The 25,659-nt window shown below is 61.5% G+C and carries 21 protein-coding genes and 1 tRNA gene; 13 read left to right on the top strand and 9 right to left on the bottom strand.

Going from position 1 to position 25,659, the window contains the following annotated elements:
* The 4 genes from JAB1_RS04745 to JAB1_RS04760 form a co-directional block, all read right to left on the bottom strand.
* Positions 1-793, bottom strand: a 793-nt coding sequence (locus tag JAB1_RS04745) for a hypothetical protein (protein ID WP_217494264.1), incomplete at its 3' end; no start/stop codon positions are given.
* Positions 794-1,551: 758 nt separating this feature from the next.
* A complete protein-coding gene (locus tag JAB1_RS04750) occupies positions 1,552-2,553 on the bottom strand; it encodes a hypothetical protein (RefSeq protein WP_070279019.1) in 1,002 nt (333 codons plus the stop codon).
* Entirely contained in the window at positions 2,550-3,422 is an 873-nt protein-coding gene (locus JAB1_RS04755; protein ID WP_070279020.1) for an ABC transporter ATP-binding protein, read from the bottom strand. The genes JAB1_RS04750 and JAB1_RS04755 overlap by 4 nt, the downstream gene beginning before the upstream one ends.
* Positions 3,419-3,799 (bottom strand): GntR family transcriptional regulator, encoded by a 381-nt coding sequence (locus JAB1_RS04760; RefSeq protein ID WP_034784016.1) that lies wholly within the window; start codon positions 3,797-3,799, stop codon positions 3,419-3,421. The genes JAB1_RS04755 and JAB1_RS04760 overlap by 4 nt, the downstream gene beginning before the upstream one ends.
* 213 nt (positions 3,800-4,012) lie before the next feature.
* Here JAB1_RS04760 and JAB1_RS04765 point away from each other — a divergent pair, with 213 nt between their 5' ends.
* Positions 4,013-6,274, top strand: coding sequence for a hypothetical protein (locus JAB1_RS04765; protein WP_139144431.1), 2,262 nt, complete (start codon positions 4,013-4,015; stop codon positions 6,272-6,274).
* Here JAB1_RS04765 and JAB1_RS04770 read toward each other — a convergent pair.
* From JAB1_RS04770 to JAB1_RS04785, 4 genes are all read right to left on the bottom strand, one after another.
* The gene (locus tag JAB1_RS04770; RefSeq protein WP_070279022.1) at positions 6,271-7,020 is read right to left on the bottom strand and encodes a DUF72 domain-containing protein; all 750 of its coding nucleotides are present in this window, start codon (positions 7,018-7,020) and stop codon (positions 6,271-6,273) included. The genes JAB1_RS04765 and JAB1_RS04770 overlap by 4 nt on opposite strands.
* Before the next feature lie 69 nt (positions 7,021-7,089).
* Complete coding sequence (locus tag JAB1_RS04775; RefSeq protein WP_070279023.1) at positions 7,090-7,845, bottom strand: UDP-2,3-diacylglucosamine diphosphatase; 756 nt, start codon at positions 7,843-7,845, stop codon at positions 7,090-7,092.
* Positions 7,846-7,931: 86 nt separating this feature from the next.
* The gene (locus JAB1_RS04780) at positions 7,932-8,423 is read right to left on the bottom strand and encodes a peptidylprolyl isomerase (RefSeq protein WP_034756945.1); all 492 of its coding nucleotides are present in this window, start codon (positions 8,421-8,423) and stop codon (positions 7,932-7,934) included.
* A gap of 73 nt (positions 8,424-8,496) precedes the next feature.
* Complete coding sequence (locus JAB1_RS04785) at positions 8,497-9,126, bottom strand: peptidylprolyl isomerase (RefSeq protein WP_174718096.1); 630 nt, start codon at positions 9,124-9,126, stop codon at positions 8,497-8,499.
* A 278-nt stretch (positions 9,127-9,404) separates the two neighbouring features.
* Here JAB1_RS04785 and cysS point away from each other — a divergent pair, with 278 nt between their 5' ends.
* From cysS to JAB1_RS04840, 11 genes are all read left to right on the top strand, one after another.
* Positions 9,405-10,802, top strand: coding sequence for a cysteine--tRNA ligase (gene cysS, locus JAB1_RS04790; RefSeq protein WP_070279024.1), 1,398 nt, complete (start codon positions 9,405-9,407; stop codon positions 10,800-10,802).
* Positions 10,802-11,521: a DNA-3-methyladenine glycosylase gene (locus JAB1_RS04795; protein WP_070279786.1), complete on the top strand. Its 720-nt coding sequence runs from the start codon at positions 10,802-10,804 to the stop codon at positions 11,519-11,521. Before cysS ends, JAB1_RS04795 begins: the two co-directional genes overlap by 1 nt.
* 54 nt (positions 11,522-11,575) lie before the next feature.
* Positions 11,576-12,550: an acetyl-CoA carboxylase carboxyltransferase subunit alpha gene (locus JAB1_RS04800; protein ID WP_034784047.1), complete on the top strand. Its 975-nt coding sequence runs from the start codon at positions 11,576-11,578 to the stop codon at positions 12,548-12,550.
* A gap of 170 nt (positions 12,551-12,720) precedes the next feature.
* Positions 12,721-14,139: a tRNA lysidine(34) synthetase TilS gene (gene tilS / locus JAB1_RS04805; RefSeq protein ID WP_070279025.1), complete on the top strand. Its 1,419-nt coding sequence runs from the start codon at positions 12,721-12,723 to the stop codon at positions 14,137-14,139.
* 196 nt (positions 14,140-14,335) lie between these two features.
* A complete protein-coding gene (locus JAB1_RS04810; RefSeq protein ID WP_034784049.1) occupies positions 14,336-15,583 on the top strand; it encodes an aspartate kinase in 1,248 nt (415 codons plus the stop codon).
* 110 nt (positions 15,584-15,693) lie between these two features.
* Positions 15,694-15,786 (top strand) — tRNA-Ser (locus JAB1_RS04815).
* A 370-nt stretch (positions 15,787-16,156) separates the two neighbouring features.
* Entirely contained in the window at positions 16,157-18,214 is a 2,058-nt protein-coding gene (locus JAB1_RS04820) for a multicopper oxidase family protein (protein WP_139144432.1), read from the top strand.
* A 76-nt stretch (positions 18,215-18,290) separates the two neighbouring features.
* Entirely contained in the window at positions 18,291-19,985 is a 1,695-nt protein-coding gene (locus JAB1_RS04825) for a tyrosinase family protein (RefSeq protein ID WP_175445021.1), read from the top strand.
* Positions 19,982-20,341: a hypothetical protein gene (locus JAB1_RS04830; RefSeq protein WP_034784052.1), complete on the top strand. Its 360-nt coding sequence runs from the start codon at positions 19,982-19,984 to the stop codon at positions 20,339-20,341. Before JAB1_RS04825 ends, JAB1_RS04830 begins: the two co-directional genes overlap by 4 nt.
* 47 nt (positions 20,342-20,388) lie before the next feature.
* Positions 20,389-22,575 (top strand): LodA/GoxA family CTQ-dependent oxidase, encoded by a 2,187-nt coding sequence (locus JAB1_RS04835; protein WP_070279027.1) that lies wholly within the window; start codon positions 20,389-20,391, stop codon positions 22,573-22,575.
* Entirely contained in the window at positions 22,575-23,723 is a 1,149-nt protein-coding gene (locus JAB1_RS04840; RefSeq protein ID WP_070279028.1) for an FAD-dependent oxidoreductase, read from the top strand. The genes JAB1_RS04835 and JAB1_RS04840 overlap by 1 nt, the downstream gene beginning before the upstream one ends.
* A 120-nt stretch (positions 23,724-23,843) precedes the next feature.
* Here JAB1_RS04840 and JAB1_RS04845 read toward each other — a convergent pair whose 3' ends face one another.
* Positions 23,844-24,674 carry a PoNe immunity protein domain-containing protein gene (locus tag JAB1_RS04845; protein WP_070279029.1) on the bottom strand — a complete coding sequence of 277 codons (831 nt, stop codon included), beginning with the start codon at positions 24,672-24,674 and terminating at the stop codon, positions 23,844-23,846.
* A gap of 247 nt (positions 24,675-24,921) precedes the next feature.
* Between JAB1_RS04845 and JAB1_RS04850 the strand changes: the two genes are divergently transcribed.
* Positions 24,922-25,527, top strand: a complete 606-nt coding sequence (locus JAB1_RS04850) for a hypothetical protein (protein WP_139144434.1) — start codon at positions 24,922-24,924, stop codon at positions 25,525-25,527.
* The last annotated feature ends 132 nt before the right edge of the window (positions 25,528-25,659 follow it).

Genomic DNA, 25,659 nt, shown 5'->3' on the forward strand with positions numbered 1-25,659 from the left:
CGGCCAGGGCGTTGCTGGCGGCGGCCGCTGCGGCGGCGGCGGCCAGCACGGCCGCGTCGGTCACGACGGTGGTGGTGGATTGATTTCCCGTGCCGCCCTGGCCTCCGGTCGAGCCGCCCGTTCCTCCGGTGCCGCCCGTGCCGCCAGTTCCCGTGCCACCCGTGCCTGTGCCACCGGTGCCCGTGCCGCCCGTGCCCGTACCGCCAGTGCCGGTACCTCCTGTCCCCGTGCCACCCGTACCGGAGCCGCCAGCTGCGGCGCCGCCTCCGCCGCCACCGCCTGCCGCGGCGGCAACCAGGCCAAGTCCGCCGAGCGCGCCCAGCACGCCAAGTCCGCCCAATCCGCCTGCCGCGCCGGCACCCGCGCCCGCGCCAGCCGACGCCCCGGCGACATCCACGACACTGCCGCTGGGGATCCCGGCGGCGCCAGCCCCCGCGCCTGCCGCGCCACCATTGTTGTCGCTTTGCGGCGTGCCGAGATCGGCGCTGCCGTTGCCGGCCTGGCCTGCTGCGGCGCCGCTGCCACCGCCACCGGCTGCCGCGGCGGCTGCCGCTACAGCGGCGGCCGCGCCCAGGGCGCCGGCATTGCCCGTATCGGCGCTTCCCGTGACTTCGACGACATTTTCAGGCGGCATGCTTTGGCTGGCATCGGCCCCTTGCACCAGTTCATCTTCGTCATACTGCTTGCGGTCGCCGTTTTTCGGGTTGGCGACTTTTTTTGCGGGTGTCGCGACCTTGGCGCCAAGGCCTTCGGCATTGACGGGAACTTGTGCTGGATTTTGGGTGGTGGCCATTTTAAAGTCTCCGGAAGAGGTTGGATATTCGTTCAATTTTTTAAGATATTAAAAAATCAATAATGTATTTCGTTTCCTTGGTTACTCCGGCGTGGCTTGGGCCGTGGTCGAACTCTGGTGTTGCCGATGTTGATAGTGGCAAGTAAAACATAATTGGAAAAAAATCGCTGGCGTAAAAGAGCGCTTGATCCTTGATATTAAAAATACTAATTTTGCATTTGTTTTGCATGGCGCTTATTTCTCGTATTTTGCTTCGCCTGTAACTGGCTTGCTTTACGATACACACTGGCAGGATGGCATATTTACAGGATGTTCGCGCCTGTCCTCACTCTGATGGTAATTTCAATTTTGAAACTTTCAATTTCATTTTGATCATTTTCCATGACTCTATTCTGTCAAGCTTTGCGCAAGTGAATAATCACGTATTGTCACGAAACTGGGCTTTCCGGATGAATCTGCTGCCATGCGCCAGCATTTCTGCGCCTTTCATCTCAAAAATCGTCTCGCTATCGATTTGCTAGTTGTTGCTTTTTTGTCCGGTGATTATCAAATTTGATTGGTAATAAAATACGATAGGAATAATTATTTGTAATTTTTATATCTAATTAATGCTATCGAATGAATAGTCTTTATTTTTCGAGGGGATTTGTTAATAATCACTATCAGCACGATAGTGATTATTTTCGGCGGCGTAACAGGGAAAAATGAAAACGCCCCGGCGGGCGGGGCGTTTTTTACGGGGATGCGGTGGTGCGCTGTCAGCCTTCCTCGCGCCAGCTTCGCAGGCGGATGGCGGCGTAAATCAGGGCCGCGCCTGCCGCTGCGCCCAGCCAGACGGCTGGCAAGGCCAGGCTGGACCAGGAATTGCTGAACACATCGATGCGCGTCATGTGCGATCCTCCCTCTGCCAGGGCGTGCATGCGTGGCAGCAGTTCCGGTTCGAACAGATACCAGCTGCCGGGAAGAGTGCCCAGCAGGGCGCGTCCGATGACATTCATCTGTATCCAGCTGACATCGCTTTCCGTCTGCGTCAGCTTGCCGGCCCAGACTGTCAGGATAAGCAGCAGCAGCGGTACGCCGACGGCCCACAGGAAGACTTTCGACTTGGCCCAGCTCGATACCATCAGCAGCCAGCCCACCGTCGGCAAGGCCCACAGGCAATACACGGGCAGCAAGCCGAACACGCGCAGCGGTCCCAGGTAGAGGCCGGAAGAGCCCAGCAGTTCGGCAAACACGTGGATGCCGTTGACCGCCAGCACGCCGCTGAGGATCAGGATCAGGGCCAGCGACGTCAGGCTGGCGGCAGCGGCCACGATCAGCGGCGCGACCAGCAGGGCGATGGCCGCTTTCGACAGCACCGTCTGCGCATCCGAGATGGGCAGCGATTTCCAGAACAGCACGCTGCGGTCGCGGCGGTCGTCATGCAGGGCGCTCAGGCAATAGAAGAACACCAGGAAACCCAGTGCCAGGAACAGCGGCGCGGCCGCATACGTATAGTTATTGGCGACGGCGTCGATGATTTCCGTGCGGCGCGGGCCGAAGGTGCGCGTATTGAAAACGGTGCTCCAGGAAATTTCCTCGCCATTGACGATGAGCGCCGTGTGCATTTTGGTCTTTGCGACGGTCGCGGCCGCCATCAGGGCGCCCAGCACCGTCATGACGACACCGATCAGGGCAGGCGTCCACAGCAGCATGCCCTTGTGTTCCCACAACTCACGCCGGAGCAGCCATTGCATCTTGTTTACAGGGGAAATACTCATTGGTACGATCCTTTCATGGTCGCGACAAACAGGTCAGCCAGGCTGGGCGTGCGCACTTCGCCGAGTGCGGCCAGCTGGGTGCGGGCGACGCCGTCGAACAGCATCACCGACTTGCCGAACACGCTGCGTTCGCTGATCGGCTGCAGGGCGCGCGCCGGATTGACGTGCTGCGGGCCCACCATCACCTCGATGTAGCGCTCGCCCACTTCTTCCATGCTGGACGCCAGTACGATCTTGCCGTCGCGAATGAACATCAGGTCGCTGAGGATATGTTCCACTTCCTCGATCTGGTGCGTGGTGATGACGATGGTCTTGTTTTCATCGAAATAGTCTTCCAGCAAGTTCTGGTAGAACTGCTTGCGGTACAGGATGTCCAGGCCCAGGGTCGGCTCGTCGAGCACCAGCAGTTTGGCATCGATGGCCATCACGAGCGCCAGGTGCAGCTGCACCACCATGCCCTTCGACATGGCCTTGACCTTCATCTTCGGCGACAGCTTGGTGTGGGCCAGGTAGCGTTCGGCCTTGCTGCGGTCGAAACGTGGATGCACGCCAGCAACGAAATCGATGGCATCTGCGACGCGCAGCCAGCTTGGCAGGATGGCCACGTCGGCGATGAAGCACACGTCTTCCATCAGCGCATCGCGCTGCACGCGGGGATCGCGCCCCAGCACCGACAAGTCGCCATCGAAGCCCGTCAGGCCCAGGATGGCTTTCAGGGTGGTGGTCTTGCCGGAACCGTTAGGGCCGATCAAGCCGACGATGCGCCCCGGCGCGATATCGAAGCTGATGCCGTCTATGGCCACCTGCTTGCCATACTGCTTGCGCAGGCCGCGCGCGCTGATGACGCTGTCCTTGTTCAATGCATTCATGCGTTCTCTCCGTGTGCGCCGGCATCGCGGCTCGCTTGCAGCAGTTGATCGAGGTCCAGGCCCAGGCGGGTGATGTGTTCCAGCAAGGCTGGCCATTCCTCGCGCAGGAAGCGCTCGCGTTCACTAGCCAGCAATTTGTCGCGGGCGCCTTCCAAGACATACATACCGAGTCCTCTGCGTTTTTCTACCAGGGCATCGTCGACCAGTTCCTGGTAGGCGCGCGAAACCGTGATGGGATTCAATTGATAATCGGCCGCCACCTGGCGCACCGAGGGCAAGGCGTCGCCGGACTGCAGCACGCCATCGAGCATCATGCCCACCACCCTGGCCTTGAGCTGGCGGTAGATGGGGCTATTGTCGTTCCATTCCGCGCTCATGGGATGCGCTCCGATAAGGGCGGGGCGGTGCGGCGCATAAAAAGTGCTGTAGGCATCGAAGCTCCGTGATGTATTGAGTTGGTGTTGTAGTTAACTATAACAGTGAAAATTCAAATGTCAAGATACTCATGTTTTTCTATCCATAAGGAAACTATAATGTTGCGTGTTTAAAAATCTTACTTGATAACTTTTGGCGCGCATGTCGCCACAACCATGAAAGCAGAAATGATAAATTGCTTTGGAGAAGTACAGAACTTGTTCAGGCGTGCCGGCTGCGGCGCCGCACTGTTGGCGCTGTTGAGCGCCTGTGGCGGCGGTTCCGGCGGCGGCACGTCCACGCCTCCGACACCGGTGGCGCCGGTCGAAACGCCGCGCTATCTGCTGGGCGGCACGGTCAGCGGCTTGCTGCCTGGGGCCAGCGTCGTGCTGGCGAACGGCACGGAAAAGCTGACCGTCACGGCCAACGGTCCCTTCAGCTTTGCCGGCAAGCTGGCGGCGGGCACGGCGTATCAAGGCAAGGTCGACAGCGCTTCCGCTGGTCTGGGCTGCAGCATCGCGCAAGGCGCGGCGACCATGGGCAGCGCGGATGTCAGCACCCTGGCCGTGCGTTGCCTGCCCATCTTGTTGGCGGGCGTGCAGGAACAGATCCAGCGTGTCGATGGCATGGTGCGGGATGGCGCGGGCAATTATTACATCGCCGATGCGTCCGCACACGTGATCCACAAGCTCGCCCCTGACGGTCGTCTCAGTATCCATGCTGGCATACCCGGCAAGTCTGGTGCCGCTGACGGGCCTGCCGCCAGCGCGACTTTTTACTTGGGGGGCAGTCTCGCGCTGCTGGCGATCGATGGCAAGGGGAACTTGTATGTGGCCGATAACTGCAATGGACTGGTGCGAAAAATTACGCCCGACGGGGTGGTCAGTACCTTGGCTGGGCAGCGACGCGCCAATTGCAGCGCGACACAGGCCGGGCCGGACGGCATACCCGGGTATGTTGATGGGACGGGGGGGCAAGCCCAGTTTGGATTGATCACCAGCATGGCAATGGACCGAAATGGAGATTTGCTGCTCGTCGATGACGGGCCGGCTCAGATTCGCCGAGTGACGCCAGACGGCGTGGTCAGTTCCATCAATAAAATGATTGGCGAGTCGGTGGGCCATATGGCAGTTGATGCCAACGGTGTCATTTACTTGAGTAATGGTAGAGGCAACAAGGTCTATCGCCTTGCCAATGGCGTGGCGACCTCGGTCGCGGGAAGTCCAATAACGTCAGGCTATGACGGCAAGGGTACTGATGCCAGTTTCACGCGCGTGCGGGGCATGGTGTTCGAGCGCAGCGGCAATTTGTTGCTGGCCGACCGCGAATCTATCCGCCGCATGACGCCCGATGGTGAAGTGACGACAGTGGTAGGGCGGCACGTGCCTGACGCGACGGGAAAATATGTCGAGTGGAAAAACTTAACGCACATATTGCTCGAAGATTCAGGCAGTATGCTGGTCTATGATTTCACCCTGCAGCGCTTGAGCCGGGTAGATGCCGCGAACAGGATTTCGACTGTGCCTGCCATGCCGGGTGATGCCGGGCAGGTGGACGGCGTGGGCGCTGTGGCCCGCGTGGGTACTCTTAAGGCATCGGCCATGTGCAGCGACCCCAGCGGGAATACTTATCTGCTCGATGCAGCCAACAAGGTGCTGCGCCGGCTGGCGCCAACTGGCAAGCTCGAGGTCTATGCGGGGATTGCCGGTCGCGCCGGCAGCGATGACGGCCCGCGGCTCAGCGCGACCATGCAGAACCCTGCGGCGATCGCTTGCGGCGCGGATGGGGCCGTGTATTTTGCGGACAGGGCGCCGAATTCCTATGCGCTTAATTTGCGCAAGATCACTGGTGATGGGATCATGTCCACCATCGAGCAATTGCCGCATACCAGCGTCAGCGTTCAGCAGTATGCCTTGGCGGTTGACAAGGATGGCTATGTCACGTGGACGGTATCTGGCGGCAATGGGATTCATCGTCGTCCGCCCGGTGGCGTATTTTCCTTGTTTGTGTCCTTTGAGGCGCTCTTGAGTGACATTGCTGATAGTAATCCCGGCTTGCCAAGCATTTTTCCTTACAGCATGGTATTTGATAGCAAGGGGGATATGTATTTTGATGACTACTATCATCAAGTAATATTCAAGGTAAATCGTTCCGGCGCCGTGAGCGTGTTTGCCGGCACCTTGTACTCGATTAAAAATGCCGATGGTGCGCCTGGCGTGGGCAGCCTGTCATTTTCCGGCTTTCCCAGTTTGATCATTGATCAGGCCGACAACCTGTATGTGAGCGGCCAGGATGGCGTACGCAAGATCGATACGACCGGGGTCATTTCCTCACCGCAAATGGCATGGGGAAATCCCATCGTGGAGGTCCTGGCTTTTGGCAACGGAACCTTGTATGGTTATACCGCCCGCGCCATCATCCAGATGCCGTTGCCTTAAATGGAGCGATGCGCAGACGTGGCTGGCGCATCCGTCAGCCGCGCTTGCAAATCCAGCGCATTGAACAGGGCGGCCCCGGCCGCCGTATTGTCGAAGATGCACCAGCTGTCCGCATGCGCTGGTGTGTGCAATTCAGCGGCCAGCGCCGTGAGGTAGTCGGCCCGGTAGTCGGAATAATATATTTTCGGGCTGCCGTGCAGGCGCAGGTAGGCCACGCTGGTCGTCGGTATGTGCGGCCCCGGCTGTCCCGCAGGCGGATCGGCGCGCACGCGCGTGATGCGCTGCATCGTTAACAGCTCGGTTGCGCCTGCCTCGAACCAGCTGGGATGGCGCGCTTCGCACGCGAGCATGCCGTCGAAGCGCTGGCGCAGGGCATGGAAAAATGCGGCGGCCACGTCCGCCTCGAAACGCAGGCTGGGCGGCAGCTGCACCAGCACGCAGCCCAGTTTATTCCCCAGTTGCATGACTTCTCCCGCAAAGCGTTCCAGTTCGGCTGCACAGTCGCGCAAGCGCCGCTCGTGCGTGATGCTGCGTGGCAATTTCACGCTGAAACGGAAATGGGCGGGCACGCTGTCGGCCCAGCGCGCGTAAGTGGCGCTCTGGTGCGGTCGGTAGAACGAGCTGTTGATTTCCACGCAGGGCAAGACCTGGGCATAGCGCTGCAAATGGCTGCCATCGAGGGGGAAGTGGCTGGCGGCGGCGCTGGACAGGCTCCAGCCGGCCGTGCCGATGTAAACAGTGTGCATGGCGCCATTACAGCAGGGCCAGGCGGGCGCGGCTATCGGACAAACGCCCGTGCGGCAGTCGGCGCAAGCCTAGTCGATGATGTCGCCGTTCAGGTCGTGGCGCGTGATGTTGCCGCGCGCATCGATGGCGATCCAGCCGCCGCGCGGCTGTTGCGGCGGCGTCACGTCGCATTCCCAGTCGGGCAAGACATAGCGCAAGGTAGCGTCGACTTTATGCAGGGCAGGGCGGTGCGTGTGGCCGTGGATCATGACGGTGCTCGCGTGTTCGGCAAATACTTGCGCGACAGCATCGGGCGTGACATCCATGATGTCCATGGATTTTTCGCCATTATGCTCGCGACTGCTCTGACGCAAACCGTCGATGATGGCCTTGCGCTGCGCCAGCGGCATGGAGAGGAACTGTTTTTGCCAGGCGGGCTGGCGTACCATGGCGCGAAACTCCATGTATTGGACGTCTTTCGTGCATTCGGCGTCGCCGTGCAGCAAGACGATGCGCTGGCCGGCAATCGTGGCCACGTGCGGTTCGCTGAGCAGGGTGGCGCCGGCGGCGGCGGCAAAGCCGGAGCCGACGAGGAAGTCGCGGTTGCCGGCGATCCAGTAGACATGCACGCCCGCATCGCTGACGGCGCGGATGGCGGCCGTCATGCGCGCATTGAACGGGTCTTCCAGATCATCGTCGCCGGCCCAGTATTCGAACAGGTCGCCTAATAGATACAGCGCCTGCGCATATTGCGCATGGTGTTCCAGGAAAGAAAGAAACGCCGCACTGGTGCGCGGGTGCGAGCTCTGCAGATGCAGGTCGGAAATAAAGAGTGCGGCAGGCATTGTCATCGTTCAACGCTCCCAAAAAGTGAAGTGCATGGAGAGGCGCAAACGCTGCAATGCCTGTTATTCATGATGCCCGAGCCTGATTAAGCGGCTTCGACCTTTTCGATGATGACATCGGTGACTGGCACATCGGCGAACATGCCGGCGCGCGAGGTTTTTACAGCGCGGATGGCGTCGACGACTTCCTTGCCTTCGGTGACTTTACCGAATACGGCGTAGCCCCAGCCGTCTTGGCCTGGATAGTCGAGGAAGCTGTTGTTCTTGATGTTGATGAAGAACTGGGCCGATGCCGAATGCGGATCCGACGTGCGGGCCATGGCCAGCGTGTAGGTATCGTTTTTCAGGCCGTTCTTGGCTTCGTTTTCCACGGTGGTGTCGGCAGGCTTTTGTTTCATGCCTGGCTCGAAACCGCCACCCTGGATCATGAAGCCGTCAATGACGCGGTGGAAAATCGTGTTGTCGTAGTGACCGGCTTTCATGTAGGCCAGGAAGTTGGCAACCGTTTTCGGCGCTTTCTCGGCGTCCAGTTCAGCGGTGATCTTGCCCAGATTGGTGGTGATGATGACGGAGGTCATGATAATCCTTAATAAATTGGATGAATAATTGATTCAGTGGCGCCAGCCAGGCCGGCGCCGCAAAAACGCTATTTTACAGTTTTGCGGGCGCGGACTTGAGTAAAGTCGCCGATTCGATCACCACGGGGGTGACCGGCACGTTCTGGTGCGGGCCCTTGTCGGCCACCGGCACGGCCTTGATCTTGTCGACCACGTCCATACCGCTGACGACTTTGCCGAACACCGTGTAGCCGAAGCCGTCGCGGCCAGGGTAGTCGAGCGCGCCATTGTCGTTGACGTTGATGAAGAATTGCGCGGTGGCCGAATGCGGGTCGCCCGTGCGCGCCATAGCGATGCTGTAGGTGACGTTTTGCAAGCCGTTTTGCGCTTCATTCTTGATCGGCGCCTTGGTGGCTTTCTGTTTCATGTTCTTGTCGAAGCCGCCGCCCTGTATCATGAAGCCGTCGATGACGCGGTGAAACACGGTGCCCTTGTAATAACCGCTGTTGACGTACTGCAGGAAGTTGGCCACGCTTTTCGGTGCTTTTTCCTGGTCCAGTTCCAGCACGATCTCGCCCATGCTGGTTTTCAGGGCCACGTGCGGCGTTGGGTCGAGAGCGGTCGCCGGAGCGGCTGCCACGACGGCGCTGCCCAGGGTCAGGCCGGCAAACAGGGTGCAAAAGCGGGCCAGGAAAGACAGGCGTTTCGATTTGATTTCTTGCATGAAGGCGTCCTTGATCGTTATTTTTCTTTAAACTTGCGTTGTTGCCAAAAGAAGTGAGTTTCGGTTGAACATCGTAAAAACCTGATTCATATCGGGCCAGTATGGTTTTTATCAATGTTATACTTGACCGCTAACGCCCTAATTCTAACAAACAAGAACAACAATATAGCGGGTCGTACAGTCTCGGCGCACACGGCAGTTCAGTGGCGCGGCACCCCTGGTGTCCGCGCCTGTCTGTCGTTTTGCCAGGCTGGCGGCCGCTCCACTTGCAAAGCACGATGAGCAATCTAAAGATTTACAACACCCTGGCTCGCGAAAAGCAGGTATTCGTCCCGATGGAAGCAGGCAAGGTACGCATGTACGTTTGCGGCATGACCATCTACGATTATTGCCATATCGGCCATGCGCGCATGATGATGGCGTTCGATGTCATCTACCGGTGGCTGAAGGCGTCCGGTTTCGATGTCACCTATGTGCGCAACATTACGGACATCGACGACAAGATCATCCGCCGCGCCGTGGAAAACGGCGAGACGATTTCCCAGCTGACGACGCGTTTCACCCAGTACATGGATGAAGACACGGCCGCGCTGGGCATCCTGACGCCCGACCACACGCCGCGTGCCACCGAATACGTGCCGCAGATGCTGCGCCTGATCGAACAGCTGGAAGCCAAGGATCTGGCTTACCAGGGCGCGGATGGCGACGTCAATTACGCCGTGCGCAACTTCCCCCACTACGGCAAGCTGTCGGGCAAGTCGCTCGACGACCTGCGCGCGGGCGAGCGCGTCGACGTGAACACGGGCAAGCGCGATCCGCTCGACTTCGTGCTGTGGAAGTCGTCGAAGGAATCCGAGCCGGAAGAAGTGAAATGGGATTCGAAGTGGGGCAAGGGCCGTCCGGGCTGGCATATCGAGTGCTCGGCCATGTCCTGCGCCTTGCTCGGTGAACAGTTCGATATCCATGGCGGCGGCGCGGATTTGCAATTCCCGCACCACGAAAACGAGATCGCCCAATCCGAAGGCGCGTTCGGCCATACCAGCGTGAATTACTGGATACATAACGGTTTCGTGCGCCTGGATAATGAAAAAATGTCCAAGTCGCTCGGCAACTTCTTCACCATCCGCGAAGTGCTGCAAAAGTTCGATGCCGAAGTGATCCGCTTCTTCATCCTGCGCGCGCACTACCGCAGCCCCCTGAATTACTCGGACGTGCATCTCGATGACGCGCGTCTGTCCCTGACCCGCTTGTACACGGCGCTGGCCGACGTGGCGGTGGAAGAGGGCGCCATCGACTGGAGCGAATCGCATGCCGTGCGCGTGCGCGAAGCCATGGACGACGATTTCAACACGCCGCTGGCCGTGGCCGCCCTGTTCGACCTGGCAACGGAAGTTAACAAGAGCAAGTCGCCAGCGCTGGCGCGTCAATTGAAGGGCCTGGCAGGCGTATTTGGCTTGCTCGAGCGTACGCCGCAGCAATTCCTGCAGGCGACCGTCGGCGCTGCCGCCGGTGGGCAGGACGAGGCGGCCGGCATCGAAGCGGCCATCGCGGCGCGCAGTGCGGCGAAAAAGGCGCGCGACTTTGCCCAGTCCGACAAGATCCGTGCCGAGCTGCTGGCGGCGGGCATCATTCTTGAAGACAAGCCTGACGGCTCGACCAACTGGCGCCGCGCATGATGCCAACGTCCAGGGAAAACGGGGAAGCGCCCAAGGTGACGGAATTGGCGCAAGTGATCCAGGTGCCGCACTACTGGGAAGAGGCGAAGATCGAGCTGATGAAGCGCGACCGCATCATGAAAAAGCTTATCCCGCAATTTGGCGACCTGCACCTGGTCGGCCATAGCGACCCGTTTACCACCCTGGCCCGTTCGCTGGTGGGGCAGCAGATCACGCCCAAGGCAGCGGATGCCGCCTGGAAAAAGCTGTTGCTGGCTTGCCCGAAATGCACGCCCTCGCAAGTGTTGAAGGCGGGCGCCGAGCAGCTGTCCGCCTGCGGCTTGTCCAAACGCAAGACCGAATACATCCTCGACCTGGCCGACCATTTCAAGGCCAAACGCGTGCACGCGAGCCAGTGGGACCAGATGGATGACGAAGCCGTCATCGCCGAACTGGTACAGATCCGCGGCATCGGCCGCTGGACAGCCGAGATGTTTCTGATATTTAATCTGCTCCGGCCGAATGTCTTGCCGCTCGACGACCCCGGTTTGATCCAGGGCATCAGCGTCAATTATTTCTCCGGCGAACCAGTTTCCCGCAGCGATGCGCGCGAGGTTTCCGCCAATTGGGAACCGTGGCGCACCGTGGCGACGTGGTATTTGTGGCGCAGTCTCGACCCTGCAGCCGCCCCTGCCGCATCCGATACAGCCCCCGGCGCACCAGCCGGTACGGTAAAATAAACATAGATGACGCCGCGCGCCCTGGCGCCGTGGCCGGTAAAACCTGGAGGTACAATGACTAAAACGACTTTCCTCAATTTTGAACAGCCGATCGCGGAACTCGATTCCAAGATCGAAGAGTTGCGCTTTGTGCAAGACGATTCGGCCGTCGACATCTCGGAAGAGATCGACCGCCTGGCCAAGAAGAGCCAGCAGCTGACCAAAGATATCTACGCCAAGCTGACGCCTTGGCAAGTGGCGCAGATCGCGCGCCACCCGCAGCGCCCCTACACCATGGATTACGTGAATGAAATCTTTACTGATTTCCACGAATTGCATGGCGACCGCAGCTACGCGGACGATCTGTCCGTCGTCGGCGGCTTGGCCCGCTTCAACGGCCAGCCGTGCATGGTCATCGGCCACCAGAAGGGCCGCGACACGAAAGAGCGCGCCATGCGCAATTTCGGCATGCCGAAACCGGAAGGCTACCGCAAGGCCATGCGCCTGATGAAAGTGGCGGAAAAGTTCAACTTGCCCATCTTCACCTTCGTCGACACGCCGGGCGCCTTCCCCGGCATCGACGCGGAAGAGCGCGGCCAGTCGGAAGCCATCGGCCACAACCTGTACGTGATGGCGGAACTCAAAGTGCCGCTGATCGCCACCATCATCGGTGAAGGCGGTTCCGGCGGTGCGCTGGCCATCGCCGTGGGCGATGCCGTGCTGATGCTGCAATACTCGACCTACGCCGTGATTTCGCCGGAAGGCTGTGCCTCGATCCTGTGGAAGAGCGCCGAGCGCGCCTCCGACGCGGCCGAAGCGCTGGGCCTGACGGCGCACCGCCTGAAAGCCATGGGCCTGATCGACAAGATCATCAACGAACCGCTGGGCGGCGCCCACCGCGATCCGAAACAGATGGCCACCTTGCTGAAACGCGCACTGGCCGACACCCTGCGCCAGTTCCAGGGCATGAAAACCAAGGACTTGCTGGCCGCGCGCCATGAAAAACTGCTGAGCTACGGCAAGTTCAAGGAAACCACGCCGAGCGAGTAATCCATCGCCGGTCGGCGTAGGTCGGCGTAGGTCGGCTTAGCGCAGCGTAAGCCGACAAGACGTAAGCCGACAAGACGTAAGCCGACAAGATAGTAAAACACCAGGGACAGTCCGCTAAACGACACCATCCGTTTAGCCGCCTGTCCCTCTTTGCATTCCCGGAGTCCACATTGAAAAAGCAACAAACCGCCACCGTCGCCGATATCTTTGCCAGCGCGCTGGAAACCTGCGGACCGCAAGCCGGCGAGACGGTCGGCATCGCCCTGAGCGGCGGCCTCGATTCTTCGGCCCTGCTGCACTTGGCGCATGCCTGGGCGCAAGAGCATGGCGTGGCCTTGCACGCGTTTCACGTACACCACGGCCTGAGCCCGAATGCGGATGCCTGGCTGGCCCACTGCGGGCAATTGTGCGCCGGCATGGGCATCGCTTTCGAAGCGCGCAAGGTCACCTTGGAAAAGAATGCGAAAACGGGCACGGAAGAGGCGGCCCGCAAGCGCCGGTATGCGGCCCTGGGCCAGTTGTGCGCCACGCACGGCGTGCGCCTGCTGCTGACGGCCCACCACCAGGATGACCAGGCTGAAACCGTGCTGCTGCAATTGCTGCGCGGCTCCGGCACGGCGGGCTTGTCCGGCATGGATGGCGCCAACAGCGCGCCCGAGCTGCTGGGCAACCCGGACCTGGTGATGGCGCGCCCGCTGCTGCCCGTGTCGCGCAGGCAGCTCGAGGCCTATGTGGCGAAACACGCGATTGCGCACATCCACGACGAGTCGAACGACGACCCCCGCTTTGCCCGCAATGCCTTGCGACACCAGGTGATGCCTGTGCTAGCGCAGGCCTTTCCCGGCTTCCAAGAACGTTTTGCGCGCAGCGCCCAGCACGCGCAATCGGCGCAGCGCCTGTTGACGGAACTGGCGACGCAGGACTTGGCCGCCTGCCTCGATGGCGACTGCATCGAACTGGCGAAATTGCGCGCGCTGAGCGCTGACCGCTGCTACAACCTGCTGCGCCACTGGTTCGGCACGCGCGGCTTGCGCATGCCGTCGACGGCGTGGCTGGCGGAAATGCTGGCGCAGCTGCTGGAAGCGCGGCCCGATGCGCAATTGCTGGTCACACACCCCGAGTGCCACGTGCGGCGCCATCGCGACCGTCTGTACCTGACGCCGAAGCTCGATGATCTGGCCGGCATGCGCGACAAGAGCGATGCGGGCATTCCCGGCCTGGAAAAAGCCAGCCAGGAGTTTACCTGGAAAGGCGAGGCCAGCCTGGCCTTTCCCGCGTATGGCGGCGTGCTGCATTTCGATGCGGTGGAAGAGGGCGGGCAAGGTATCGATATTGCCTGGTTGCAAGCGCAGACCTTGACCATCGATTTCCGCCAGGGCGGCGAGCGCCTGAAACTGGCCTTGAACCGTCCCACCAAGAGCTTGAAATACCATTATCAGGCGTTTGACGTGCCCGCCTGGGAGCGCGAACGCCTGCCCCTTGTCTGTGCGGCGCAACAATTGCTGTACGCGGCTGGTATTGGCCTCGATTGCCATTGCCTGAGCCTGCTGGATCGTCCCCGCGTCGCCTTGCGCTGGCTCTCCTGCTGAGCGTAAGGGCAGCCGCCACGGCCACTCCCGGGGTAGCCGGCAAGCGGCTGTTCAAGCCAGCTGGACTGCATGGATTGGTTATTTCCATATGCGCAATCGGTATGAGCTAATGCGCTTTTTAGCTTGTTATTTTGCATTGCGGCATGTAGAGTAAAGCCCTCCTTTTTTATTCTTCTTGAGCGGAAACTTCACTCTTATGGCTTTAATCGTCCACAAATATGGCGGTACGTCGATGGGCTCGACTGACCGTATCAAGAATGTCGCCAAGCGCGTTGCCAAGTGGCACGACGCTGGGCATCAAATCGTGGTGGTGCCATCCGCCATGTCGGGCGAAACCAACCGCCTGATTGGACTGGCCAAGGAAATCATGGATCAACCCGATCCCCGTGAACTTGACATGATCGCCTCGACAGGCGAACAAGTGTCCGTCGGCCTATTGTCGATGGCACTGCTGGCGATCGGCAAACAAGCCGTATCCTATGCTGGCTGGCAAGTCGCGATCAAGACCGATTCCGCCTTTACCAAGGCACGCATCCAGTCGATCGATGACGAAAAAGTCAAACGCGACCTCGATGCGGGCAAGATTGTCATCATTACCGGTTTCCAGGGCGTCGACGAACACGACAACATCGCGACCCTGGGCCGCGGCGGTTCCGACACCTCGGCCGTGGCGATCGCCGCCGCCATGAAGGCGGCCGAATGCCTGATCTTCACGGACGTCGACGGCGTCTACACGACCGACCCGCGCGTGGTCTCCGAGGCGCGCCGCCTGAAGACCATCACCTTTGAAGAAATGCTGGAACTGGCTTCGCTGGGTTCCAAAGTGCTGCAAACGCGTTCGGTGGAATTTGCCGGCAACTACCGCGTTCCCACGCGCGTGCTGTCGTCGCTGACCGACCCGATGTTGCCGCTGGAAATAGAAGCCAATTCAGGCACCCTGATTTCGTTTGAGGAAGATACAAACATGGAACAAGCAGTCATCTCCGGCATCGCCTTCAACCGCGATGAAGCCAAAATCACCGTGCTCGGCGTGCCCGACCGCCCAGGCGTGGCGTACCACATCCTGGGACCGGTGGCGGACGCGAACATCGAAGTCGACATGATCATACAGAATCAGTCGGTCGACGGTAAAACGGACTTCACCTTCACCGTCTCGCGCGGCGAATACGCGCGCGCGCTGGCCGTGCTGGAAGCGAACCGCGAATCGCTGGGCGCGGCCAGCATCACGGGCGACGCGAAAGTGTCGAAACTGTCCGTCGTCGGCGTGGGCATGCGCAGCCATGTTGGCGTCGCATCGCAAATGTTCCGCACCTTGTCGGAAGAGGGCATCAACATCATGATGATCTCCACTTCCGAGATCAAGATCTCCGTGCTGATCGATGAAAAGTACATGGAACTGGCCGTGCGCGCGCTGCATAAAGCGTTCGAGCTGGAAAAAGCTTAAATATCCAAAAATATTGCCCCACGCCCTTGACCAAAGGGGGGGCAATCGATATTATGACGTTCGTCGCTGCAGCGCAGTTAGCTACAGAGACATAGTTGAGTAATCAGCTAGGAGACGTGGCCGAGTGGCCGAAGGCACATCCCTGCTAAGGATGCATACGGCTTATACCTGTATCGTGGGTTCGAATCCCACCGTCTCCGCCAGAATCAAATAAAAAAGCCTCCCCTGCGGGAGGCTTTTTTATTTGTCTGGACGGAACGGTGGAATTCGAAGGGCTGGGCCGTGCCGGCCCAGCCCTCTCCGAATCGCCCAACCACCGCGCTCCGCGCGGGCCGTTGGCCGCGCAGCGGCCAACGCCGTCCCCTCACCTCAGGCTCTGGCGGCAAGCGCCCCCTCTGCATCAGCTCCCATCAGTACCCCCATTCCTACCCCCGTCCCCCCTCCGCAATAAAAACAACAAGTGACTTAGTGTGAGTATTGACTCTTTGTCATTATGGATAATGGCAATGTTACTAATAAAAAATACGCATGCCCAGCCATGCTTCCATTGCCGAGTCCAATCAAGGAGTTGTCATGTCCAATCGCCTTCCCCGCAGCTGCCTGTCGCTGTGCCTGGCCGCCATGCCGTTCGCCTGCGGTGCCGCCTTCGCCGCGGAAACCACGGTGAATATGAATCTCGACCTGAACCTGAAGTCCGTGCCCAAACTCGAACTGCGCCTGCTGCAGGAGCCGCCGAAACTGAAGGCGCGCGCCAGGCCCGCCAACCGCGCGGCGAGCAAGCGCGACGAGTACGAGAAAGCGTACGACCTGTACATCCGCTACGCCAACGGCAGCATCTATAACCCGACCACGGCCAAGCATGACAAGGTGCGCCTGCGCTCCTACCAGCAGACGAGCGGCCTGGCGCTCGATGGACGCGACGAGAATGCCGCCACCTTCATGGCGCCCACCGTCTTGATGGCGCCGGGGCAGACCGTGCGCTTCAGGTTGTACAACCAGTTGCCGGCGCTGCCGGCCGAGCAGTGCGCGACGGACGATATCAATGCGCCGCGTCCGCCTGGCTGCTTCAACGACACCAATCTGCACTCGCATGGCCTGTGGGTCTCGCCTTCGGGTAATAGCGACAATGTGCTGATATCGATCAAGCCTGGAGTGGATTTCGAGTACGAATACAATATTCCCATCGACCATCCGGCTGGCACGTTCTGGTATCACCCGCACCAGCATGGCGCGACGGCGATGCAGGTCGCCAGCGGCATGGCCGGCGCGCTGGTGGTCGAAGGCGACCGCTATCCGACCGACAAGGCAAATGGCGACCTCGACGTCGTGCTGAAGCAATTCCAGCCCGACGATGGCAGCGGCAGCGCCGGTGAAGTGATGCTGCTGCAGCAAATTCCCTATGACTGCCCCAGCAACAGCCTGACGCCGCTGAAGCCGTGCGACAAGGAGGCGGTGGGCATGCTCGAGGATTTCAAGCAGGTCAAGGATCCCGATGCCTGGCTGATGTCGGGCCGCTATACCTCCGTCAACGGCAAGGTGCAGCCGGTGATGAAGATGAACACGCAGCGCCTGTACCGCTGGCGTCTGATCGATACGGGCTTCCAGGCTTCCGTGGTGCTGCGCATCCGCCGTGCCAATGATCCGCAAAAGCTGTTGCAGGCGCTCGGCGTGGCCAACCAGGACAAGGACGTGATGGAATTGTGCGATGGCGAGGACGTCACGCAATTCGAAGTGGCCAGCGACGGCCTGACGCACGACAGGATCATCCCCAAGACCCTCAATTACCTGCAGCCGGGCTACCGCAGCGACATCCTGTTTTCGCTGCCGAAGGCCGGCGCGTATTGCGTGTATGCGGAAACGAACCTCAATAACATGACGACGATGCATGACGTGAACAACACGCGCCTGATCAGCGTGATCACGGCCAAGACCAGCGCCAAGGCTGCCGCGCGCGCCAGGGCGGGCGAGTCGCCGCGCGATTTCCTGCTGGCCGAGTTGCGCAATGCCGTCAAGCGCCTGCCCGTTGCGCAGTTGCCCGACAGCGTCAAGGGCACCATCCTCGGCGATCTGGAGAATGGTCTCAAGCTTGCCAAGTTCGTCCCGCATGCGGGCTTCAGCGCAGAAGCAAAGGACGCGATGCGCGGCAAGAAGAAGGAGTATGCGACCTTCAATATTGCCAAGTTGGACGGCAAGACCCGCTTCATGGTGGAAGGCAAGCCGGAAGACTCGCCGGTACCCGAGCTGAAGAATGTCTATGATCCGCACCGCGTCGACCACACGCTGGTGCTGGGCACCGAGCAGATCTGGGAGCTGGCGTCAAAGAATGGCAGCCACCCCTTCCATATTCACGTCAACCCCTTCCAGATCATCGGCATCACCCGCACCGACGGCGGCGCGATCGATGCGCAATACAAGGATCTGCTCGGCACGTGGAAAGACACCTTGCTGGTGATCCCCAACCACAAGATCGAGATCGCCACGCGTTACCAGCGCTACATCGGCGAATACGTGCTGCATTGCCACATCCTCGAGCATGAAGACCAGGGCATGATGCAGAACGTCAAGGTGGTTCTGCCGGATGGCAAGGGCGGCGGCGAGATGGGCGGACACGGACACGGACACGGACACTGACCGTTCCTGGCGGGAGCGCGCCCGGCGCGCTTCCGCCCCTCCCAACCTGCTTCTGGAGCAACTGCCCATGTTACGCATGAAAACTTCACTCCTTTCCATCCTGGCCGGCCTGCTGTGCGCAGGCGTCTGCACCGGGGCGCAAGCGCAGGCGGCCGTATCTTGCCGCCCGGAACTGCTGGCCCAGGCGGAGCCGGGCGGCGCGCGCGTCGTGCGCTACCGCAAGAATATCGATGAACTGACCCCGGCCGAGCTTGACACCTTCAAGCATGCGGTGAGCGAAATGAAACGCAAGAGCCAGGAAAACGTGTACGACCGGCGCGGCTTCCTGTGGCAGGCGTGGGTGCATAACTGCACTTCCGTCGACGTCTTCAATGACCGCCAGGCGGCCTTGCCAGGCGACAGGCTGAAGCAGTTGCTGGGCGATCCCACGCGCAACAGCTGCGACATTGCCTATTTTCTCGACAAGGTGGCGACCGAGGACAATGCCCACGAGGAATTCCCCGGCGAGTGCGAACACCAGAAAAACACCTTCCTGCAATGGCACCGGGCGCAGCTGTATTTCTATGAGCAAGCCTTGCAGGCGGCTGACCCGAACGGCGAGCGGGGGCCCAGCACGCGCAATGTCGCGCTGCCGTACTGGAACTTCACCCGCAAGCCTTCCGGCGTGCGCTACCCGAAAGCCTTCGAGGACGTCGATTCGCCGCTGTACGACGCCACGCGCAAGAGGGAGGGGCTCGACAGCTCGCTGGCCACGGCTTCGCCCAACTTGCTGGCCTACCAGATCTACTACATGGATTGGGCCGATTTCGGCGGCGACGAATACGGCAGCCTGGGCGGCGGCAACCTGGAAACGAAGATCCATAATCACATGCACGCCACCTATATGGGCGGCAACATGGGCGACAACGTCACGGCCGGCCTCGATCCGCTGTTTTATGCTTTCCATAATTTCCTCGACTACAGTTTCGAGAAGTGGCTCGACGAGCATGGCGATGCCGGCATACGCGGCAGCGGGCGCACGGCGTTCATGCGCAGCGAGCAGGACGCCAGCCTGCCCCGGCCCGTCGGCTGGAGCGCAGGCAGCGGCGATGCCCAGCGCGGTGACTCGGGCGACTACACGGCCAACATGGGCCAGGCGAACCTGTACTTCGACACGATCCGGCAGGGCTATGGCTTCCAGCCGCGCTATGGCGGCGAGTTTGCCCGCAAGAAGGATATCCAGGCCCTGATCGACCGGCACCAGCAGGCGGGGTTTGTATTCGGCGACAACCAGAAAAGCCTGTTCGCCGCCTTGCTCAGCGACGATGCGGCCGATGGCGCGGTTGCCAGGCCAGACCTGACCGTCACGGGGGCCTACAAGATCCCGGCGCGGCGGGTCGCCAGCGACAAGCGGGCCAACATGGTGCTGGACCGCGCCCATGCGGATGAAGACTACAGTTTTCAGGCCGATATCTACCTGTATCCGGCCAACGTGGCCGCGCGCATCGGCGACAAGTCGTTCCGCGACCGCTACCTGGTGACCAGCACCAGCCACTGGGCCTTGTCCGGCCATCACCAGCATGACAAGTATGTCATCGAAACGGATATCACCGGCATCGTCGACAGCCTGGTTCCCAAAAAGCGCAGGCAGGCCTGGCGCATCACGGCGGCCATCACCACCAATGACAAGGGCCGCGGCCTGATACGGCAAGGCGATTTTTCCACGCCCGTGATCCAGCTTGTCGACCGGCGCAAACCTGCCGAACCCACGTATGAGGAGAGCAAGCCATGAGCGAACAAACCAGCTTCAAGCGCGATGTGCAGGGCCTGTTTTCCCGCTATGTGGCCGACATGAACAAGGTCAAGCTGTCGAACCCGGATTCGACGGGCGTGCAGCGGCTGTATCTGAACGACTATGCGAGCGTGAAGGCGTTTGCGTGGCAGATCCAGGTGGCCATCCACGGTTACGACTATGACAGCCGCAAGGAAAAATGGCTGGTGGAGGCCGGGCATCGCCTGCGTGCGCCGGGAGGGCGGGAAGGCGAGTATGTCAAGTCCGCGCCGCACCCGATGCCGCCCGACGGCCCGATGCCGCAGGAAGGCATCGATATCTTCGACCAGTGGGTCAGGGACGGCATGCAGCCGTGATGCGTTGGCCAACCGGCACAGACACCCTTGATGATCAGGAGTTCAGCATGGCATACACAGGTTTGAGAATTCACCCGGTCATCGGCATCGCCCGCGTCGGCAACAGCGAAGAATACTATCTGGGCCCGGAAAGCCCGGCCGGCATGCCGCTCGATGGCCAGGATGGCACGGGCGGCTTGCCGATCCGGCCCGGCACGGAAAACACGGTAATCGCCAGCACCGAATTGCGCGACGCGAGCGGAAAACTCAAGCGGCAGGCGGCCCGCTTCCGCATTTACCAGTATGCGTTCGACGCGGCGGACGGCGTGGAATCCTATCCGCTGGGCAGGCGGGGCGCGGCGGCCGAAGTGGCCATCGGCAGCATGGTCGATGGCAAGATCGTCAAGGACATCATCTGGACCGTCCATCTGGCCAACAAGAAAGCCAATAGCTGGGAGGGCGGGGACGGCGTGGCGCCCTTCCAAAACAATGGCGCGCCAGCCCTGCGCAATCCGGCCTTTGGCGAGCCGGGCTCGCCGCACTTCGGCACGCCGGCCGACCCGCTGCGCCTGAAGCTGCTGGTCATCGACCCCGGACCGCGCAGCGTGCAGGCTTCGCGCCAGGGCGTGCAGCAGTTCGACACATCGACGCTGCCGTCGTGCGCGGAGGCGGCCAGCGGCGCCGTGCGCAACCTGCCCGACTATCCCGTGTCGTTCCCGCGCGGCGGGCAGCCTGGCGCGCCGGCGCAGGGCCCTGGCGCCATCATCGCGTCGCTGGGCGCCATCACGACGGAAAAGAATGGCAGATTGCTGGTGCTGGGCGGCTATGGCAAGGCATGCGGCTTCGACGCGCAAGGCAATTACTCGGCCGCCGCCGTCCTGCACGACAATGTCAACAACGACAACTGGTTCGATGACGTGGCCGATGGCCCCGTCACGGCCATGCTGCTCTTCGCCGACGGCACGGCGCGCAGCGTCGAGGGCAGCGCCTGGGTGATATCGAGCGACCCGTCGTATGCGCCGCAAACGGCGAACGTCGTATCGCTGTGGGACGACCTGTATTGCACCTGGCTGGAAAAAATGGCGCTGCGGCCCGCCGTGTATGCGGATGGCAGCTACCAGACGGGCTACCGGAGCAACTTCAGCACCGATGTCCAGCCCATCCTGCGCGCGGCCTCGCTGCAGCGCTGGACGACCAGCTTGCCGCCCAGGGCGATCAAGGAGCACGACTTGCTGGGCAAGATGAAGGCGGCAGGCCTGACCTACCCGATCATGAATTTCATCCGCCATCCCGACCAGACGGGCGCGCCGTCGCTGAAGCCGCAAATGCCGCTGTCGCTGGGCGATGCGGGCAGCAGCCTGCTGACCCTGACCCGTGCCCAGTATTTTTTCATGGATCAATGGGCGCATGGCCAGTATGTGGCCGACAGCGGCGATTTCCTGCTGGGCGCGGGCGAAGCGCTCGACCGTACTGTCCTGTTCAACTGCCTGGGCGGCCGCTACAGCCCCGGCATCGAGATGGGTTTTATCGTGCGCGACCCCGGCCTGTACCGGCAGGCGTGGCGGCGCCATGATGGCGGCGGCCCGTTCCGCATCAATGCACAGCATCTCGATTACCCGGCCGCCGTCAGGGACCAGCCTTTCCTCGGCGCAGGCTATATGCCGCTGCGCGGCGGCGAAGTGCAGCCCGGCGACGTGTCGAAGTTCATGGCCTTGCCGTGGCATACCGATTACAACTCGTGCGCCACGCATCTGCCGGATCCGAATCCCGGCGGCACGGTGCGCAATAACCAGCAGGCGATCGATGCGGCCACGGCGATCAAGGGCAATGGCTACAATACCTTGCTGTACTCCTCCTGGCCGGCGCAGCGGCCCGTGGCCGTGTACACGTACGACGACGTCGTCGCCAACGGCGGCGAATTGGCGACGCCGCGCTATTCCGTGCGCGGCAAGGGCACGCGGGCCGATGAAGTGCCATCGACCACCCCGGAGAATGCGGAAATCGACCGGCCCGCCATGCATGTGGGCCGCTACCAGGACCGCGCGCAGTTCCTGCTGAACTGGCACCGCATCGGCGTGGTCGTGCAAAGCACGGCGATTGCGCGCAAGGCGGGCGAGAAGGCCATCTGCAAGGATTACTACCTGGAAGTCGAGAGCCTGTTCGACAGCGATGAAAGCAACCTGGTCGAGTATTGGCGCAACACGGCCATCGACAAGGTGTACCGGCCGAAGCCGCAGCCGAAACCGAAGCCCTGATGGCGGTGTTTGCAGACAGTCCCGGCGCGGTAGCGCCATCGCGGCAGCGCTACCGGGTCGCCATCATCGGCGGCGGCCCGGCCGGCTGCGCCTGCGCGCTGGCGCTGGCGCAGCATGGCGTGCACGACGTGCTCGTGATCGAGGCGGGCGACTACGCGCAATTTCGCATCGGCGAGAGCATTCCGCCCGAAGCCAACCGCCTGTTTCAGGCGCTGGGCATTGCGCAGGAATTTTTCGCCGAAGCGCATGCGCCTTGCCATGGCAGCTGTTCCTGGTGGGGCAGCGACAAGCGCGGCTACAACGACGCGCTGCTGCATCCGCTGGGACACGGCTGGCACCTGGAGCGGTCCCGCTTCAATGGCTTCCTGGCGCGGCAGGCGCGCCTGCGCGGGGCGGAAGTGCTGCTGCGCGCCAGCCTGGCCGCGTCGGCCCCGGCGCAAGGCGGCGGCTTTGCCCTGGAATTGATGCTGGGCGATCCGGCGCACCCGCGCCCGGCTACCATCCATGCCGACCTGGTGGTCGACGCCAGCGGCACGCGCGCCGTCTTCGCGCGCCAGCGCGGCAGCCGCAAGGTGGAAACGCTGCCGCTGGTCTGCCTGGCCATGCGCTTCGCGGCGCCCGATGGCCCCCGTTCCGGCCTGACGCACCTGGAAGCCGTCGAACATGGCTGGTGGTATGGCGCCCACCTGCCCGACGCCACCTTGCTGCTGGCGTTCTACAGCGATGCGGCCACCGTCAAGGCGCGGCGCCTGCAGCTTGCCGGACACTGGCTGGCATGGCTGGCGGCCGCGCCCAACACGGCCGCGCTGGCCCGCGGCGCGGTGCCGCTGGCAGGCGGCGTGCAGAGTTTTCCCGCGCCGTCCTATTGCCTCGACCAACTGCATGGCGACGGCTGGCTGGCCATCGGCGACGCCGCTTCGGCCTACGATCCCGTCACCTCGCAAGGCATCGTCAAGGCGCTGGCCAACGGCATGGCGGCCGCCGGGGCCATCGCTGGCCACGCCACCCTGGGCGCGGTGGCGCACACGGTAGCGCAGCGCCATGCGCAGTACCTGGCGCAGCGCCAGCAGTATTACGGCTGGGAGCAGCGCTGGCCCACTGCGCCATTCTGGCGCCGCTTGCATGCCGGCGCGCAGGTGGCGGCCTGAACAACCGTCATGGCGCGCGGGCCGCTGCAGCGGAAAACGTTTCCAGACAGGTTTCGCCAGTGACAGGATCGACGATGGCATACATGCCTGGAAAGGGATGGGTGACGGCGGCGATGGCTGTCATGCTTTGGCGCCGATTCCCTGTATCCGGCAGAATGCCGCCAGGTCGGCCGGGTAGAAGGGCGCGTCGCGATAGCTGCTGTCGTCGATGCCGAGCACGCAGGTGATGGCGGCCGCTTCCCACGACCAGTAGCCCCAGAACGACGTATCGCGCTGGTGGCTGTCGTAATAGGGCTCGCGGCGGCTGGCGTCATACCATTGCCGCAGGTACTCCTGCATCAGCGCGGGACGCGCATCTTTTTCTGCCGCGAATATCTTGAGTGTGTTGATGTAGGGCCCGTGGCGCGTGCATGCGGGCCAGGCGCTATCCCTGCCGGCGACGAAGCAGGCCAGCAGCCGTTCCAGCAAGCCATCCTTTTCATGGTTGTTGAAATCGATGACCGGCGCCAGCTTGGGCAGCAAACTGCCCCAGCCGAGCAGAATGCCGAGGCAGACCATGCGGTTGACTTGTTCATACGCGTCGCCGGGCAGGGCGAAGTGGGGAAATCCCTGTTCGGCCTCGCAGGCCTGAGCGTCAAATATCATGTCATACCGGGCAAAGGCCAGCCAGTAGCCGAGTATCGTGGGATACGACGCGCGCAACTCGTCGAGCGGGTGGCCGGCGCTGTAGGCGAGGGCGAGCTGGTCGATCCCATCCCAGGCCCGCTGGCGCGTAGCCGTCATGAAGTTTTCTGGTGGAATATTTCGCAGCACTTCTTCCGGTTGTTGCAAGCCGGCTTCCACCATGTCGTAGCCCTCGTCCTGGCTTTCCTTGCTTTCAAGATAGATGGCATATGACAGCCGCGGTTCCCTGCGCCTGGCCAGAAAATCCTGTTCGTCCAGCGTTTGCATTCTTGTTCCTTGTTCCAGGCCGGGCATCCGCATCTGGAGCGCATCCGGATACAAATGGTATGGTGAAGGTACGGTAGCTCAATAACTTGTTTGCAAGATTACACCTTAGAAAGAGTGATCGAACAAGCGTGATTCAATTGAATCGTGTACCAGAAAGAAATATGCAAAATAGCTACTATGAGCGACAAGATGGCGCGCCCTGGGTATTGTTTGGCTGCCATCGTCTTCCACATGAACCGGAGCAAGCATGAGTATGATGAAATGCGCGGCCGCCGCGGCCCTGTGTGCCGCCCTGTCGCCCGCCATGGCGGCATCCGCGCCGGCCGCACCCCCGTTTCTTGACGTGCTCGTCTATCAGTACGCCAATTGCGTCAAACCTTCCTACCATCAGGCTGACCTGCTGGTGCAGGACGGGACGGGGCGCTACCAGATCGACGTCAAGGGCGAGACGTACACGGTCGAGCTGCAGCAACGCATGGGCTTTTCGCTGCAGGCGGGCATTGACGGTCCCGTGGCGGCCGTCGTCAAGCTGGACCGTCCACCCAACGGGCAGTTCGAGGAGCAGGCGCGCTGGCGCGAACGCTGGCTGCGCGATGTGGCTGAGCGCAGCGGCGTGGCGCTGGACGAGCGGACGCTTGCGGGCGGCGCGCGCCTGCTGACCGTCAACAAGGGCGAGATCAAGGGTCATTATGTAGGGCAGTCCCTGCTGATCGATCCGGCACGCTTGTTGTTCATCGATATGGCGTGGCCGAACACGCTGGGAATCTATCGTGGCCCTGACGGCCTGCGGCAGGTGCGGCAGGTGCAGGACGACGTATGGCAGCGCCTGCTGTCTTGTCCACCAGCTGCGTGACGCTGGCGGCCACCCGATACCCCTACTGCGCGCACGCGCATAGACAAATAATAATGATTCTCATTTATAATGCGGCTCAATGGGGTGGCGATGGGCCGGCGCCATGGCGCCATGCATGGTGAGGGAGGGCAT

Source organism: Janthinobacterium sp. MP5059B (genome assembly GCF_001758645.1).
Taxonomy (GTDB): domain Bacteria; phylum Pseudomonadota; class Gammaproteobacteria; order Burkholderiales; family Burkholderiaceae_D; genus Janthinobacterium; species Janthinobacterium lividum.